Genomic DNA, 15,582 nt, shown 5'->3' on the forward strand with positions numbered 1-15,582 from the left:
GCCCGCGTCCATCGGGTTAGGACTGGGTCTTGACCTTGATCGAGCCGTCGATGATGCCGGCCTTGATGTCGTCCAGTTCGCCCTGCAGGCCCTTGTCGACCTTGGACTCGTAGTCGTGGAACGGCGCGATGCCGACACCCTCGTTCTCGAGCGTGCCCACGTACGGGGTCTTCGAGAACTTCTTGTCGGCCGCCTGCTCGACGACGTCCTTCACGGCCGGGCGCATGCCCTTCTCGACCGAGGTGAAGGCGATGTCCTTGTAGCGCGGGTCGGCTTCGTAGAGGTCGCTGTCCGCACCGATCAGGACGGAGCCGTTGTCGGCGTCCTTGATGGCCTCGGCAGCCGACTGGTAGATCGGACCGCCGACGGGCAGGATCACGTCGGCGTCCTGGTCGAGGAGCGTCTGCGCGACCGACTTGGCCTGCGTGCCGGCCTCGAAGCCACCGGTGAAGGAGCCCTTGCCGGTGTCGACGTTCCAGCCCTTGACCTGGACGTCCTTGTCCTTCTGCTCGTTGTAGTACTTCACGCCGTCCGCGAAGCCGTCCATGAAGATGGTGACGGTCGGGATCTGCATACCACCGAAGGTGCCGACGACGCCGGTCTTCGAGTAGGACGCTGCTGCGTAGCCGGCGAGGAACGCGGCCTGCGAGGTGTCGAACGTGATCGGCTTGACGTTCTCCGCGTCGATCGAGCTGTCGTCGATGATCGCGAAGTCGGTGTCGGGGTTCGCCGCGGCCTGCTTCTTCGTGGCGTCGGCGAGGTTGAAGCCGACGGTCACGACGAGGTTGCAGTTCTGGCCGATGAGCTGCTGGATGTTCGAGTCGTAGACGGTGGCGTCCTTCGACTCGGCTTCCTTGTAGGTGGCACCGAGGTCCTTGGCGGCGTCCTTCATGCCCTCGTAGCCGAGCTGGTTGAACGACTTGTCGTCGAAGCCACCGGCGTCGGAGACCATGCAGGGGCGGAAGTCGGTCTTCTTGGCGGTCGTCGTGTCGGACGGCGCCGAGGCGCAGCCTGCGAGGACGGCGGCGGTGCCGAGGAGCGCGAAGCCGCTGAGGACGACGCGTCGGGTACGAGATGTCACGGGTGGGTTCCTCCGGGGAGCGTGCCCGGACCACGTGCGTTCCGGGCGATCGTGGCGACAGTACACGACCGCCCGGCCGGTACAGGACCCGTTCTGAGCACCGGACGGATCAGTTACGGGATCGCGACCGCGCCGAAACGCGCCCGTAACGCGGGGTCACGCTCGGACCCCCAGTTCGAGGGGTTTGTCGGTGGAGCGCTACAGGACGTCGCCGGACCGGCGGATCTCTGGAGATCAGAGTTCGTCGGCGTCACCCGGGAAGCACAGCGAGACGGCTTGGACGGTGTAGTTCCCCGAGTAGGCGTAGACGCTGATCGAGGACACCTTGCCGGCGCCGTCGCCGAAGTTCGCGGGCCCGTCACTGGAATCACGCCGGGTGACCTTCATCCCCTGCGCTTCCCAGTGCTCGGTCATCCGAGCGGCGTCGGCCTGGGGTCGCCCGGCCAGCGTGCTCCCCGTGAGGTAGCGCCACTGCGCGCCCGCCTCGCCGTCCGCGAGGACACAATCCTCCGCGTAGTCCGGCCCGGTGCGCGCTTTCCAATCGCCGCCGAGGCGCTCGGTCGCATCGTCGACCGCTTCCACCATCTGTCGCTTCGCGGCGTCCGCACTCACCTGTGGCTCCCGCAACTCAGATGCACCGGTGCCGGTCCTCTGCGCGTCGCAACCGGTCGCCCCCACCAGCAGCATGCCGACGAGGAGCACAGAACCGACGAAGCTGCGTCCCACAGCCCGTCCACGTGTCACAAGCTGTCGGCGTCACCAGGGAAGCACAGCGAGATGGCTTCGACGGTGTAGTTGCCCGGGAACGCGTAGAGGTTGATGGAGTCGATCGAACCACCTCCGCGGCCGACGATCGCAGGCCCATCGGGGTCAGCCCAGCGCTCGATCTTCATTCCCTGGGACTTCCAGCGGGCGAGCGTCGCCTTCGCGTCAGATTCCGGGTCCTCCGAGTCGCCGCTTGAAGTCCGGCCGGTGAGGTACACCCAGTGGGCGCCCTGCGTCCCGTCAGGCAGCTCGCAGTGCTCAGGAGCGTCAGGGCCGGTGCGAGGCTTCCACACGCCGCCCAGATGCTTCGTGACGTCGTCGATCGCATCGATCATCTGCTGTTTCGCGGTGTCAGGGTCCACGGAGGACTTCCTTTCCTCTGGCTGCCGGGCACAAGCGGCGAGCACTGCGATCACCATCACGAGCGCAAGTGCGCTCCCTGCCACGCGTCGGACGGGCGTTGCGACGATCATCGTTCTCCTCAGTCGTTCCATGCGTTCACCTGGCTCGAGCCGGGGTCAGTTCGTCATCCCGCCCGTTGATCGCGAGTCCGACATTGTGCAGCGTCTCGGTGCCACGGTCGAGATACCCCCGCCGGTCGCCGTTCAGTGGATCGTGGTGCAGGACCGAGTTCAGCTTCTCGCCGCCCTGCACCGTCGTGCCGTCGGCGCCGAACACCGTCGCACCGAAGGCCTCCGACGTAGGATCCACGCGGTGCCCGATGCTGTGGTCTCGCCCGAAGGAAGCCCACTCGTCGCCCTTGCCGACTTTGCCCACGGGCGCGTCCTTTGCCTGCGCGGCGTAGACGCGTCCGGCGTGCAAGTCGTCGGCTGAACGGACGTCATCCGGCAGCCCTGCCGAACCGAGCGCCACGAACCGGTCGACGTGGACGCCCGGCTTCGAGAGCGCGACCGCCGCAGTGGTCGTTCCGTAGGAGTGCCCGACGATGTTCGTCTCCGGCATCCGCCCTGCACGCACGGCGTTCAACCCGCGGATCGACGCGGCGAGGTTCTCGCCGCCACGATCGGCCTTCCCCATGAGCAGGACGTCCGCTGGGGTCGGAGCGTCGTACCCGATCCAGGCAACCACGGCACGACCAGCGGCATCCCCACGACGCGTCTGCTGCTCGTAGACGTTCTGCGCCGCAGTCGTCCACGAAGTCATGTCCGCGGTCGTCGTGTTCATGCCTGGCACGGCCCAGGTCACGGAGTCGGCCGTGTCGAGGTCACCGATCGACACTGCGGCGAGCGGGGGTGGTCATCCGTCAACGAGACCAGATAGCGGGGGCCGTCGAACCGGTCCTCGCGAACGGCGGCGTTGATGTTGCGCAGCGACTTCAACTCGCTCTTCAGCGCCGCGATCCGCTGTGCCGCCGCGCGTGCGGCGCCCTCGTCGCCCGTGGACGCCACGGACGCCAGAAGACTCTCGATCTCGAGCTCGACGTCGCCCAATCGCTGGTTCAACACCACGACGTTTGCCGTGCTCCGAGCCCAGTACGGGATGCCCTCCAGGTTGCCGAGCTCGGACAGCACCGACGTCGGCAGCGCACGGAGCGCATCGGCGTCGGCCGTGGTCAGACCGAGCGCCGCCCACTTCGCTGCGACCTGCGTCGGCGTCAGTCCGGGCGCCAGCAGACCCTGCACCGCGGGCGCTGCCCGGCCCATGGCAGCGATGTCGAGCACGGCGTCGGCGAGCGCGCCGCCGCCTGCATCCTCGAACGCCTTGGCGGTCTTGGCGATCCAGGACCGGTCCTCGTCGTTCTCCGCGACGTACCGGTCGAACCCAGCCGGCATGCTGCCGCGGTCGACCTGCACCCATGCGCACGAGGACCGGAACGACGACCAGGCCGAACGCACTCGCGCCGCCTCAGCCGAGGCCGCGGTGTCGAGCCCTGCCACCGTCGAGACGAACGCGCGCAGTGCCGTCGGGTCGGCGGAGCTCTTCCCCCGGCTCGCACCCGCTCCGTACCGAGCACGTTCACGGCCGCGGAACTCGGCGTCCACGGTTGGTCGAGTGAGCGGCTCGTTCGAGGGCTCCCGGTCGGTCAACGTCCCCCAGAGATCGACCGCCGCGCCGGAGAACGGTCCGGCGAGCGCATCAACGGCCGTCCGCTGACGCTCGGACTCTCGGACCTTCCAGGCGGCGTGCGCGCGGGCACGCTCGCGCTCCTGCTCGGCGCGCTCGACGGCTCGGTCGACGCCGGACGCGAGGTCGGTCAGGACCCCGACGAGCTTGCCGCGATCCTCGGCCTCGATGACGACGGCGTCACGGAACCGGTCGGCGTACGAGCCTGCGAAGTCCGCCAGTGCCGACCCCGCCGCTCCCGAACGGCTCCCGCCCTGCCCGCGCAGGGTCGCTGCTGCTGCCCGTACCGCCGTTGCCAGTGCTGACGCGTCCCCCGCGTCGAACTCGATGTCCACCATCGCCCCCGTGTCTCCCCCGTGTCGCTCCCCAGCGACCCTACACCTGACACATCACCGGACGGGAGCCCGGGACGACGTCGTCAGAGGACGTCGCCGCGGCCGCTGATCTTGAGCGCATCCACGACGCCCTTGACCCGCTGCGCGTTCGCGCTGGTCGTCACGAGCAACGCGTCGGGGGTGTCCACGACGACGATGTCCTCGACCCCGATGAGCGAGATGAGCCGCTGGCTGTGCGAGATCACGATGCCACTCGACGAGTCGGCGAGGATCCGGGCGCCGTCACCGAGCACGGCGAGGTTGTTCGGACGACCACCGGACTGCAGCTTGGCGAGCGAGGCGAAGTCGCCGACGTCGTCCCAGTCGAAGTCACCGGGCACGACCGCCATGCGTCCGGCCGCGGCAGCAGGCTCGGCGACCGTGTAGTCGATCGCGATCTTCTCGAGCGTGGGCCACACCGCGTCGACGACCGCGCCGCGGGCCGAGGTGTCCCAGGCGTCCGCCAGCTCGTTGATGCCGGCCAGCAGCGTCGGGTTGTTCCGGCCGATCTCCTCGAGCAGCACGTCGGCGCGGGCGATGAACATGCCCGCGTTCCACAGGTACGTGCCCTGTTCGACGTAGGAGCGTGCGGTGTCCAGGTCGGGCTTCTCGACGAACGACCGGACGGCGTGCGCGGTCGGTGCGCCCTCGATGTCCAGGGTGTCGCCGTGCGCGTGGATGTACCCGAAGCCGATCGCGGGCTCGGTCGGCGTGATGCCGATGGTGGTGATGTACCCGGCGCGGGCGACGGCGACGGCCTCGCGCACCGAACGGCGGAAGCCGCGGGCGTCACCGATGACGTGGTCGGCGGCGAAGGAGCCGATGACGACGTCGGGTTCGCGGCGCACGAGGATCGCCGCGGCGAGGCCGATGGCCGCCGTGGAGTCCTTCGGCTCGCTCTCGAGCACCACGTTGTGGTCCTCGACCCCCGGCAGTTGCGACTCGACGGCGACGCGGTGCGCCCGTCCGGTCACGACCATGATCCGCTGCTCGCCCGCGAGCGGGGCGAGCCGGTCCCAGGTCTGCCGGAGCAGCGAGGTGCCGGACCCGGTCAGGTCGTGCAGGAACTTGGGTGCGTCCGCGCGCGACAGCGGCCACAGGCGCGATCCGATGCCCCCTGCGGGGATGATCGCGTAGAAGTCTTCGAGAGCGTCAGCCACGCGCTCACCGTACCGGTCCTGCCGCGCGGATCCTGGGTGGTCTCCGCACGATTCCCGCATGCGGGCTCCCGCAGGGCATCGTCGGCGTGCGCGCGGCGACGGCGTCGCGTTGTTCACCCGTCGCCTCCGCCCCGTTCACGTCGTCGGCCCCGCGGGGTCACGTGACGCCCGGAGCATGGGCAGCACCATGAGCGCACGCAGCGTGGAGCGCGGCACGTCCCCCCGGACCGTCGCCGTCGTGACCGAGAGCTTCCTGCCCACCCTCAACGGCGTGACCACCAGCGTCCTGGCGGTCCTCGACCACCTGGAACGCCGAGGCCACCGCGCGGTCGTGATCGCACCGGACACCCCGGGGCTCGCGCAGTTCCGGTCCCGCAGCAGTGTCGAGCGCTACCGCTCCTTCGACGTGCACCGGATCCCCGCCGTCGCGTACCGGCAGTTCCCCGTCGCACTCCCCCATCCCGTCCTCGACACGATCCTCGCCGCCTCCGGCGCCGACGTGCTCCACGCCGCGAGTCCGTTCCTGTTGGGCGGGCGCGCGATCACGGCAGCCGGGAGGCTCGGCATCCCCTCCGTCGCCGTCTTCCAGACCGACGTGGCCGGTTTCGCCCGCCGCAACGGCTTGACGGCGACCGTCCCGTTGGTCCGCAGGATCCTCGGCCGCATCCACGCCGGCGCCTCGCTGACGCTCGCGCCGTCGAGCGCGACCGCCGCGATGCTCGCCGAGGACGGGGTCCCCCGCGTCGCCCGCTGGGGGCGCGGGGTCGACACCGAGCTCTTCCACCCGGCCCGACGGGAGTCCGCCCACGTCCGAGCGCTCCGACGCCGGATCGCGCCGCACGGCGAGACGATCGTCGGCTACGTCGGACGGCTGGCCCCGGAGAAGGAGGTCGAACGGCTCGCCGAGCTCGGCGGGATCCCCGGCATCCGCGTCGTCGTGGCCGGCGGTGGACCGTCCCGCGCGCTGCTCGAACGGCGACTGCGGCACCTCGACGTCACCTTCACCGGACCGTTGCGCGGCGACGCCCTCGCCGACGCGTACGCCTCGCTCGACCTCTTCGTGCACACCGGTCCGGCCGAGACCTTCGGGCAGACCCTCCAGGAAGCGCACGCCTCGGGGCTGCCGGTGATCGCGCCGGCGTCGGGTGGTCCGCTCGACCTCGTCGCCCCCGGACTCGACGGCGAGCTCTACGACACCGACGCACCACAGGCCCTGCGACAGGCGGTCCTGCGGCTCCACCACGACCGCGCACTCGCGGAACGGATGGGATCGGCGGGCCGTCTCCGGGTCGAGGGCACCACGTGGGAGGCCGTCGGCGACCAGCTCCTGGGGCACCACGACACGGCCAGGAACATCGGCGCGCCGCCCGTGGGTCGGGGCCTGCGGGCCGGTCGGGACGAGAAGGTCAGCACCCGCGCATAGGATGGGACGTGTTCCACACGAACACGAACGGCAAGGGCTCGCCGATCGGGCGAGCCCGTCCTATGGAAGGACGAGCTCATGGCTGAGCCCACCGGCGGCGGTACGGCGACCGCCGTCCCCGACGTCACGATCGAGGCGCCCCGCGCCTCTCGGAAGCTCGAGGGCACGCTGTACCGCGGATCGACCGGCATGTGGTCGTGGGTCCTGCACCGGATCACCGGTGTCGCGATCTACTTCTTCCTGCTCGTGCACATCCTCGACACGGCACTCGTGCGCCTCTCACCCGAGGCGTACAACGCGGTCATCGGCACGTACAAGACCCCGATCATGAACATCGGCGAGATCGCCCTGGTGATGGCCATCGTGTTCCACGCGTTCAACGGGCTCCGGATCATCCTCGTCGACTTCTGGTCCAAGGGGCCGAAGTACCAGCGGGCCATGTTCTGGGTCGTCATCGTCCTGTGGGCGATCGCGATCGCGGGCTTCCTGCCCCGCCAGCTCATGAACCTCTTCGCGGACTTCAACTAGAGGGGCACCTGATGACCACGCAGATCGTCGAACCTCCCCGTTCCGCCTCGGCCGCCCGCCGCTCCACCAACTGGGAGAAGTGGGGCTGGATCTACATGCGCGGCTCGGGCGTCCTGCTCGTCGTGCTGATCTTCGGCCACCTCTTCGTCAACATGGTTGCGGGCGAGGGCGTCAAGCAGATCGACTTCGCCTTCGTCGCCGGCAAGTGGGCCAACCCGTTCTGGCAGGTGTGGGACTCCCTCATGCTCGTCCTGGCGCTCATCCACGGCTCGAACGGCATGCGCACGATCGTCAACGACTACGTGTCGAAGCCGGGCATCCGGAAGATGCTCCTCGCCGCGATCCTCATCGCGTGCGTCGTGCTGATCGTCCTCGGCCTGCTCGTCTGCTGGACGTTCGACCCGTGCCCCGCCGGCGCAGCCGCCGCGGACCTGCCCTCCTTCTGCCCGGCGCAGTAGCACCATCCCCGCTGCCGACCGCCTTCCCACCGTCTACGGAAAGACCCCTGTGACCGAGACCACCGTGCACCACCACCAGTTCGACATCGTCATCATCGGCGCAGGAGGCGCGGGCATGCGTGCCGCAATCGAGGCCGGCCCGAAGGCGAAGACGGCCGTCATCTCGAAGCTCTACCCGACCCGCTCGCACACCGGTGCGGCGCAGGGCGGGATGGCCGCGGCCCTCGCGAACGTCGAAGAGGACTCGTGGGAGTGGCACACCTTCGACACGATCAAGGGCGGCGACTACCTGGTCGACCAGGACGCCGCCGAGATCCTGGCGAAGGAAGCCATCGACGCCGTCATCGACCTCGAGAACATGGGCTTGCCGTTCAACCGCACGCCCGAGGGCAAGATCGACCAGCGTCGCTTCGGCGGCCACACCCGCGACCACGGCAAGGCACCGGTCCGTCGCGCTTGCTACGCGGCTGACCGCACGGGCCACATGATCCTGCAGACGCTGTTCCAGAACTGCGTCAAGCTCGGCGTCGAGTTCTACAACGAGTTCTACGCGCTCGACCTCATCATGGTCGACGTCGTGGGCGAGGACGGCGTCACGCGCAAGCAGCCGGCCGGCGTCGTCGCGTTCGAGCTCGCCACGGGTGAGCTGCACGTGTTCCACGCCAAGGCGATGATCTTCGCGACCGGTGGCTTCGGCAAGATGTACAAGACCACCTCGAACGCGCACACCCTGACCGGCGACGGCGTCGGCATCGTGTGGCGCACGGGTCTGCCGCTCGAGGACATGGAGTTCTTCCAGTTCCACCCGACCGGCCTCGCAGGCCTCGGCATCCTGTTGACCGAGGGTGCTCGTGGCGAGGGTGCGATCCTGCGCAACGCCTCTGGTGAACGCTTCATGGAGCGCTACGCCCCCACCATCAAGGACCTCGCCCCACGCGACATCGTCGCCCGGTGCATGGTGCAAGAGGTTGCAGAGGGCCGCGGTGCCGGCCCGAACAAGGACTACGTCCTGCTCGACTGCACGCACCTCGGTGCCGAGGTCCTCGAGACCAAGCTCCCGGACATCACGGAGTTCGCCCGCACCTACCTCGGCGTCGACCCCGTCGTCGAGCCGGTGCCGGTGATGCCGACCGCGCACTACGCGATGGGTGGCATCCCGACGAACACCGACGCGCAGGTGCTCTACGACAACACCACCGTCGTCCCCGGCCTCTACGCCGCCGGCGAGTGCGCCTGCGTCTCGGTGCACGGCTCGAACCGTCTCGGCACGAACTCGCTCCTCGACATCAACGTCTTCGGCAAGCGCTCGGGCAACAACGCCGCCGAGTGGGTCAAGACCGCCGAGTTCCTCCCGCTGCCCGAAGACCCCGCTGCCGGCGTCCGGGCGATGCTCGACCAGCTGCGCGCCTCGACCGGCACCGAGCGCATCGCCGTCCTGCGCAAGGAGCTGCAGGACGAGATGGACAAGAACGCCCAGGTGTTCCGCACCGACGAGTCCCTCGCCCGCGTCACCGAGACCATCCACACGCTCCGGAACCGCTTCATGCAGGTCTCCGTGCAGGACAAGGGCAAGCGGTTCAACACCGACCTGCTCGAGGCCGTCGAGCTCGGGTTCCTGCTCGACCTGGCCGAGGTGGTCGTCTACTCGGCCCGCAACCGCAAGGAGAGCCGCGGCGGCCACATGCGCGACGACTACCCGAAGCGCGACGACGAGAACTACATGCAGCACACGATGGCGTACCTGACGGGCGACCCGCACTCGTCACTCGCCGACGACCACATCACGCTGGACTGGAAGCCGGTCGTCGTGACCCGGTACCAGCCGATGGAGAGGAAGTACTGAGATGACCGACACCCTGGTCTCCGACGCACCCCGGACCGACACCACCGACGCGCCTCCCGGGTCCTTCTCCGTCACGCTCATCATCCGGCGCTTCGACCCGGACGTCGACGACGAGCCGCGCTGGCAGGACTTCGACGTCATGATGCTGCCGACCGACCGCATCCTCGACGCCCTGCACAAGATCAAGTGGGACCAGGACGGCTCCCTGACGTTCCGACGCTCCTGCGCCCACGGGGTCTGCGGCTCGGACGCGATGCGCATCAACGGCCGGAACCGGCTGGCGTGCAAGACCCTGATCAAGGACCTCGACGTCTCGAAGCCGATCTACGTCGAGGCGATCAAGGGCCTGCCGCTCGAGAAGGACCTCGTCGTCGACATGGAGCCGTTCTTCAAGTCCTTCCGCGAGGTCCAGCCGTTCCTGCAGCCGAAGACGGCGCCCACCCCGGGCAAGGAGCGCATCCAGTCAGTGGCCGACCGCGCACGCTTCGACGACACCACGAAGTGCATCCTCTGCGCCGCGTGCACCTCGTCGTGCCCGGTGTTCTGGACCGACGGGCAGTACTTCGGCCCGGCCGCGATCGTGAACGCGCACCGCTTCATCTTCGACTCGCGTGACGATGCCGCCGAGGTCCGCCTCGACATCCTCAACGACAAGGAAGGGGTCTGGCGCTGCCGGACCACCTTCAACTGCACCGACGCCTGCCCCCGTGGCATCCAGGTGACCAAGGCGATCTCCGAGGTCAAGCAGGCCGTCATGCGGGGCCGCGCCTGACACTCGGGGTCGTCCAAGACTCGACATCGACTCCACCGATAGGCTCCGCTCCATGACGTTCGCGGCCACCCGCCCCATCCTCGACCAGCTCGGCTACACGATCCGCTACGTGCAGCTCCCCGGAGAGACCCTGCACGAGCCGCCGGTCGAGGGCGCGCTCCGCGTGGTCCCGGCCGAGGCGTCCGACGAGTTCGCGCTCGAGGTCGTCGACTACGGCACGGCCCGTCGTCTCGCCACCGCGCGCGGCGAGGAGGACGCGGTCGAGATGCTCCGTCGGTTCCTGAACCGGCCGTTCCCGGCTCCGCGCGACATCGCCCGGCACGAGCTCGACGGGCTCCGTGACCGTGCGGCGTCGACGTACCCGCAGCTGGCGCAGCAGGTGTCGCAGGCCGGAGAACAGGGGTTGACCATCCAGATCCCCGCGGGCGTCCCCGTCGACCGCATCGGTGGTCCGGACGGCTACCTGCTGCACCCGCTCGACACCCCGCTGCCGAGCCGGTCGCTGCCGCCGCACGTCGCCGGCGTCCCGGAGACCCATCGCTACCTGGTCGAGCGCCCGTTCATGGTGAACGTCCGCTTCGTGCAGCCGTGGTTCGAGCAGCCGGGCGGCGCGCTCCGCTTCCAGATCGCCGATTCCACGGTCACCGTGCGCGACCTCGTCGTCGACGGTGCACTGGCTCGACTCCGCGTGGTCTGACACCCCGCACGACGAAAGTCGGCCCGCACCGCGCTTTCGCGCAGTGCGGGCCGACTGCCGTTCAGTGTTGCTACGCCTGGTCGGGGCGGTCGTACTGCGCACCAGCCGGGTTCGGCGGCAGGCAACCGAACACGATCGCGGCGATGCCGACGAACATCCCGATGAGCCAGAGCGGACCGGCGAGGTTCGCGTCGTGCACGCGGCGCCACCCCAGTGCGATGTTCGGGATGAGGGTCCCGAGCCACCAGATGCCGTACAGGACGAGCAGGATGAAGATCCACGCCGGGGGTGCACCCTCGGTCTGGGTGTAGCCGTACTCGTCGGTGGTCGAGGCCGAGACGCTCCACGAGATGATGCCGGCGATGAACCCGCCGTACAGAACGAGGGTCACGATCGCGTTCGCCAGGACCCAGTACCAGTACTCACTGCGGCTGGCGCGTCCGTCGAACCGGGCGTACTTCTTGAAGAAGCGCGTGAAGGCGTCGAGGAACCCGGCACCGTAGAAGGGTGCCCACAGCGGCGGAGCTCCGTCGGGCCCGACCGGGATCGGCGGACCGGCCTGCGGGTACGGGTCGGCGTACTGCTGGCCGTAGCCGGGCTGCTGGCCGTACTGGCCAGGCTGCTGGCCGTACCCGGGCTGCTGCCCGTAGGCACCAGGCTGCTGGCCATACGGACCGGGCTGCTGCCCGTAGGCACCAGGCTGCTGGCCGTACGGACCGGGCTGCTGCCCGTACCCCGGCTGCTGCGGCTGCTGCGGCTGCTGCGGCTGCGGCTGCTGCCCAGGGTCAGGCTGCCCGGACGGCTGGTCGCCGCCGGGCTGGCCCCACTGCGGTGTGTCGTTGCTCATCGAGCGCCGGTCGGTCGGTCGTAGCGCTCGCCCTGCGGGTTCGAGGGCAGCAGGCCGAACACGATGCCGACGATGCCGACGAAGATCGCGATGATCCACAGGGCACCGGGCAGGTTCGCGTCGTGCAGGCGTCGCCAGCCGAGGGCGAGCGTCGGGATGATGATCGCGAGACCCCAGAGTCCGAGCAGGATGCCGGCGATCACGAAGAGCGCGGACGGGCTGGTCACCGTCGACTGCACGCTCGCCGAGGTCGCGGTCGACATCGACACCGTCGAGCGCTCCGACGTGGCGAAACCGATGCCGTACAGGATGCCGAGGACGATGCCGACGATCGCGTTCGCCAGGTACCACCACCAGAACTCACTGCGGCTCGCGCGGCCACTGAAGGTCGCGTACTTCTTGAAGAAGCGTCCGACGGCCTTGCCGAAGGAGATCCCGTACCAGGGGGCCCAGATCGGCGGCTCGCCGTTCGGGCCGGTCGCCGGCTGCTGGCCGTACTGCGGCGTTCCGTTGTACGGGTTCGGCTGGCCGCCCGGCTGCTGGCCGGACGGGTTCTGCGGGTACTGGTCACTCACGGTGTCCCCCTCGATCGTTGGCTGGTAGTCGGGTCCGAGTCAACCAGAACCGTCGCGCGGCCGTCGCTCGCTACCCGCGGCGCGGTTCGTCGTACCGCTGCCCCTGCGGGTTCGAGCCCATCAGACCGACGATCAGCGAGAACAGGACACCGAGCGGCGGGATGATGAAGAGGAAGGCGAAGTACCCGCTCAGGTTCACGTCGTGCAGTCGTCGCACCGTCAGGGCGATGAAGCCGAGAGCGCAGGCCAGGGCCCAGAGCCCGCTCAACCCGTTCGACGCGTCGTCGAAGAACGGCAGCACGTTGAAGAACCCGCCGACGATGCCGGTGGCCGCCGAGCCGATGACGTACCAGAGGGCCCAGAACCAGAACTCCGACTGGCTCGCGCGCCCGTCGAACCGGACGTACTTCTTCCAGAACCGCGGGAACGCCTGCACGAACGGGATCCCGTACCAGGGCGCCCACAGCGGGGGCTGGCGCGGGCCGGTCGGCTGCTGGCCGTACGGTCCGGGCTGCTGGCCGTACGGTCCGGGCTGCTGGCCGTACGGTCCGGGCTGCTGGCCGTACGGGTCCTGCGGCGGGTACTGGTCACTCACTGGTTCGTTCCTTCCGGGGGCCGACTGCGATCACCGACGAGTCTGGCAGCGACACCGACCGGACGCGTCCCCCCAGCGGAGGACAGCACAGCGACAGCACAGCCACAGCGCTCCGACCGGCTCAGGGCACCAGCGCGAGCTTGCCGCCGGGGTGCCCGGACTCCAGCAACTCCGCGGCCGCCGTCGCCTCGGCGAGCGGGAAGGTCCGCGCGACCGGGACCTCGAGCTGGCCGGCCCCGGCCAGGTCGATCAGTCGCTGCCGCACCGAGTCGCGGAACGCCTTGCTCGCTGGCTGCGCCCCACCGACGGCCGCGAACCCGGCCTCGGCGGCGCGCGCCGGTGCCGCGATCGTGACGATCCGGTCGCGGTCCGCGACCACCGCGAGCGAGACGTCGACGGCCTCGTCGGTGCCCACGCAGTCCAGTGCCACGTCGATGCCGGAGGGTGCGAGCGACCGGACCCGTGCCTCCAGGCCGTCGCCGTACGCGACCCACTCGCCGCCGAAGCGTCGCACGACGTCCGCACCCCGCTCGGAGGCGGTGCCGATGACGCGCGCGCCGAGCAGGCGAAGCTGCTGCAGCAGGCTGACGCCGACTGCTCCGGAGGCACCGTGCACCAGCACGGTGTCGCGCCCCGCGGCACGGGTGACGCGCAGCATGTCGGCTGCGGTGGTGCCCGCGAGCAACAGGTTCGCCGCCTCGGGGAAGCCGAGCCCGACGGGCTTCGCGAAGACGTCCGCGGCCGGGACGGTGAGGGACGACGACCAACCGCCGGCGATCCGGAACGCCAGGACCTCGTCGCCGACCGCTCCCCCGCCGGAGGCGATGGTGGTGTCCGGTCCGAGGGCGGTGAGCACGCCGGCGACCTCGTAGCCGACGGGCACGGGCAGGTCGGCCGGGTCGCCCTGGCGCGTGTGCTTCGTGTCGGCGGGGTTCATGCCGGCGGCGCGGACCGCGATGGTGACCTCACCGGGTCCGGGTGCGGCGACCTCGGTGTCCACGAACTCGAGGACCTCGCTGCCGCCGAACCGCGGTGCCACCCAGTGCTTCGTCATGCGGCCGACGCTACGCCCCGATCCGCCGGCGGCGTGCGCGGAGGGTCCGTGACCGGAGCACCATCACGGCGATGCCACCGAGCAGCATCGCTCCTGCCGCGGCGAGCGGGATCGTCGGGTCGCTGCCGGTGAAGGCCAGTTCCGTCGTGCCGCCGCCGGTGTCGCCTCCACCGATGACCGGGACCGCGGGTGCTGTCGACGTGGGAGCGGTGGGCACGGGAGCCGAAGCGGTCGGCGTCGCCGTGGGCGTCGGTGCCGGCGCACGGACGGTCACGACGTAGGTCTCGGTGTCCGGCGGTGCCGTGCCGTTGTCGACCGTGATCGTCACCGTCGTGGTGCCGGGCGTGGTCGGCGTGCCGGAGATGACGCCCGTGTCCGGGTTGATCGTGAGTCCGGGCGGGAGGGTGCCGCCATCGGAGTACGTCGGTGCCGGGTTGCCCGTCGCGGTGACGGGGAACGAGTACGGCGTGCCGGCGGTCGCGTCGGTCGGGGTGCCCGAGGTGATCGTCGGTGCGACGCTCTCGGACGGCGTCCCCGCAGCCGGGCAGTTCGTCGGCCGGGTGATGGTGTTGTCGTCGAGCGTCACCGCTGCGTTCCGGGCGAGCAGTCGGCCCACGACCGTCGCACCCGTCGTGGCGGTCACGGACTGGTCGGCGAGGACGGTGCCCTGGAACTGGGCGGCGCTGCCGATGGTCGCTGAGCTGCCGACTTGCCAGAACACGTTGCACGAACTCGCGCCACCGGTGATGACGATCCTCGTGCCGGACCCGATGGTCAGGGTCGACGCGGCCTGGAACACCCAGACGGAGTCCGCGCTGCCGGCCAGGGTGAGCTGGCCGGTGTTCGCGAGCTGCAGCGTGTCGCCGTTGTAGACGCCCGGGCTGAGGCTGAGCCCGTTGAGGTCCTGGAGGCCGGTCTGCGTCGGCGTCAGCGAAGCGGCCACGTTGTAGGCGGTCGTGGTGTCCGACTGGGCCTGCGCGGCCGCCGCGTCGGTCTGGTGCACGGTGCCGTTCACGGTCCCGTTGCCGGTGCCGCCGAAGCCGGTGATCGAGGTACCGGGCGAGACGCCGAGGTCACCGTTGACCACGGTCGGCCCGGTGTTCGTCACGGTCTGCGCGCCGAGGACGCCGTAGCTCGCTGCGGTCCCGAGACCGACGGGGCCGTCGATGATGGTGGCGGCGGACGCGGCCGAGGAGGCGCCGAGGGCGAGCGCTGCGGCCAACCCGATCCCGGTGCTGACGACGATGAGCGGACGGAGGATGGGCGTTCTGGCCACGGAGGCCCCTGCCTGAGATGGCGAAGAGCCGATCGGGCATCGGAGACAC

At 69.9% G+C, this 15,582-nt stretch carries 17 protein-coding genes; 6 read left to right on the forward strand and 11 right to left on the reverse strand.

Features of this window, described 5'->3' with window-relative positions; all coding sequences use genetic code 11:
* Positions 1 to 16: 16 nt before the first annotated feature.
* From GVL05_RS09740 to GVL05_RS09765, 6 genes are all read right to left on the reverse strand, one after another.
* On the reverse strand, positions 17 to 1,081 hold the full coding sequence (locus GVL05_RS09740; RefSeq protein ID WP_111086622.1) for a BMP family protein: 1,065 nt from the start codon (positions 1,079 to 1,081) through the stop codon (positions 17 to 19).
* Between the two features lie 234 nt (positions 1,082 to 1,315).
* Positions 1,316 to 1,807, reverse strand: a complete 492-nt coding sequence (locus GVL05_RS09745; protein ID WP_235035927.1) for a hypothetical protein — start codon at positions 1,805 to 1,807, stop codon at positions 1,316 to 1,318.
* Positions 1,808 to 1,821: 14 nt separating this feature from the next.
* Complete coding sequence (locus tag GVL05_RS09750; protein WP_159573032.1) at positions 1,822 to 2,319, reverse strand: hypothetical protein; 498 nt, start codon at positions 2,317 to 2,319, stop codon at positions 1,822 to 1,824.
* A 25-nt stretch (positions 2,320 to 2,344) separates the two neighbouring features.
* Complete coding sequence (locus GVL05_RS09755; RefSeq protein WP_159573033.1) at positions 2,345 to 3,085, reverse strand: alpha/beta hydrolase; 741 nt, start codon at positions 3,083 to 3,085, stop codon at positions 2,345 to 2,347.
* Positions 3,049 to 4,269, reverse strand: coding sequence for a hypothetical protein (locus GVL05_RS09760; protein WP_159573034.1), 1,221 nt, complete (start codon positions 4,267 to 4,269; stop codon positions 3,049 to 3,051). The genes GVL05_RS09755 and GVL05_RS09760 overlap by 37 nt, the downstream gene beginning before the upstream one ends.
* Positions 4,270 to 4,349: 80 nt before the next feature.
* Positions 4,350 to 5,465: a mannose-1-phosphate guanylyltransferase gene (locus GVL05_RS09765; RefSeq protein WP_123672266.1), complete on the reverse strand. Its 1,116-nt coding sequence runs from the start codon at positions 5,463 to 5,465 to the stop codon at positions 4,350 to 4,352.
* 187 nt (positions 5,466 to 5,652) lie between these two features.
* On the opposite strand from GVL05_RS09765, the gene GVL05_RS09770 reads away from it, so the two are divergent.
* The 6 genes from GVL05_RS09770 (at position 5,653) to GVL05_RS09795 (ending at position 11,186) form a co-directional block, all read left to right on the forward strand.
* Positions 5,653 to 6,888 carry a glycosyltransferase family 1 protein gene (locus GVL05_RS09770; protein WP_235035928.1) on the forward strand — a complete coding sequence of 412 codons (1,236 nt, stop codon included), beginning with the start codon at positions 5,653 to 5,655 and terminating at the stop codon, positions 6,886 to 6,888.
* Between the two features lie 78 nt (positions 6,889 to 6,966).
* The gene (gene sdhC, locus GVL05_RS09775; RefSeq protein WP_131881384.1) at positions 6,967 to 7,416 is read left to right on the forward strand and encodes a succinate dehydrogenase, cytochrome b556 subunit; all 450 of its coding nucleotides are present in this window, start codon (positions 6,967 to 6,969) and stop codon (positions 7,414 to 7,416) included.
* Between the two features lie 11 nt (positions 7,417 to 7,427).
* Positions 7,428 to 7,874, forward strand: a complete 447-nt coding sequence (sdhD, locus tag GVL05_RS09780; protein ID WP_159573035.1) for a succinate dehydrogenase, hydrophobic membrane anchor protein — start codon at positions 7,428 to 7,430, stop codon at positions 7,872 to 7,874.
* A 49-nt stretch (positions 7,875 to 7,923) separates the two neighbouring features.
* Positions 7,924 to 9,717: a succinate dehydrogenase flavoprotein subunit gene (gene sdhA / locus GVL05_RS09785; RefSeq protein WP_123338916.1), complete on the forward strand. Its 1,794-nt coding sequence runs from the start codon at positions 7,924 to 7,926 to the stop codon at positions 9,715 to 9,717.
* Between the two features lies 1 nt (position 9,718).
* Positions 9,719 to 10,489: a succinate dehydrogenase iron-sulfur subunit gene (locus tag GVL05_RS09790; RefSeq protein WP_123292177.1), complete on the forward strand. Its 771-nt coding sequence runs from the start codon at positions 9,719 to 9,721 to the stop codon at positions 10,487 to 10,489.
* Between the two features lie 52 nt (positions 10,490 to 10,541).
* Positions 10,542 to 11,186 carry a TNT domain-containing protein gene (locus tag GVL05_RS09795; RefSeq protein ID WP_159573036.1) on the forward strand — a complete coding sequence of 215 codons (645 nt, stop codon included), beginning with the start codon at positions 10,542 to 10,544 and terminating at the stop codon, positions 11,184 to 11,186.
* A 70-nt stretch (positions 11,187 to 11,256) separates the two neighbouring features.
* Here the strand turns inward: GVL05_RS09795 and GVL05_RS19990 are convergent, their stop codons facing one another.
* The 5 genes from GVL05_RS19990 to GVL05_RS09825 all read right to left on the reverse strand — a co-directional run bounded on the left by GVL05_RS19990 (position 11,257) and on the right by GVL05_RS09825 (position 15,533).
* On the reverse strand, positions 11,257 to 12,033 hold the full coding sequence (locus GVL05_RS19990; RefSeq protein WP_200849195.1) for a DUF805 domain-containing protein: 777 nt from the start codon (positions 12,031 to 12,033) through the stop codon (positions 11,257 to 11,259).
* Positions 12,030 to 12,608: a DUF805 domain-containing protein gene (locus GVL05_RS09810; RefSeq protein ID WP_123292176.1), complete on the reverse strand. Its 579-nt coding sequence runs from the start codon at positions 12,606 to 12,608 to the stop codon at positions 12,030 to 12,032. Before GVL05_RS09810 ends, GVL05_RS19990 begins: the two co-directional genes overlap by 4 nt.
* Positions 12,609 to 12,678: 70 nt before the next feature.
* Positions 12,679 to 13,203, reverse strand: a complete 525-nt coding sequence (locus GVL05_RS09815; protein WP_159573037.1) for a DUF805 domain-containing protein — start codon at positions 13,201 to 13,203, stop codon at positions 12,679 to 12,681.
* Between the two features lie 121 nt (positions 13,204 to 13,324).
* Entirely contained in the window at positions 13,325 to 14,257 is a 933-nt protein-coding gene (locus GVL05_RS09820) for an NADP-dependent oxidoreductase (protein ID WP_159573038.1), read from the reverse strand.
* 10 nt (positions 14,258 to 14,267) lie between these two features.
* On the reverse strand, positions 14,268 to 15,533 hold the full coding sequence (locus tag GVL05_RS09825; RefSeq protein ID WP_159573039.1) for an ice-binding family protein: 1,266 nt from the start codon (positions 15,531 to 15,533) through the stop codon (positions 14,268 to 14,270).
* Positions 15,534 to 15,582: the final 49 nt, after the last annotated feature.

It is taken from the genome of Curtobacterium sp. 18060 (genome assembly GCF_902706105.1).
Classification (GTDB): domain Bacteria; phylum Actinomycetota; class Actinomycetes; order Actinomycetales; family Microbacteriaceae; genus Curtobacterium.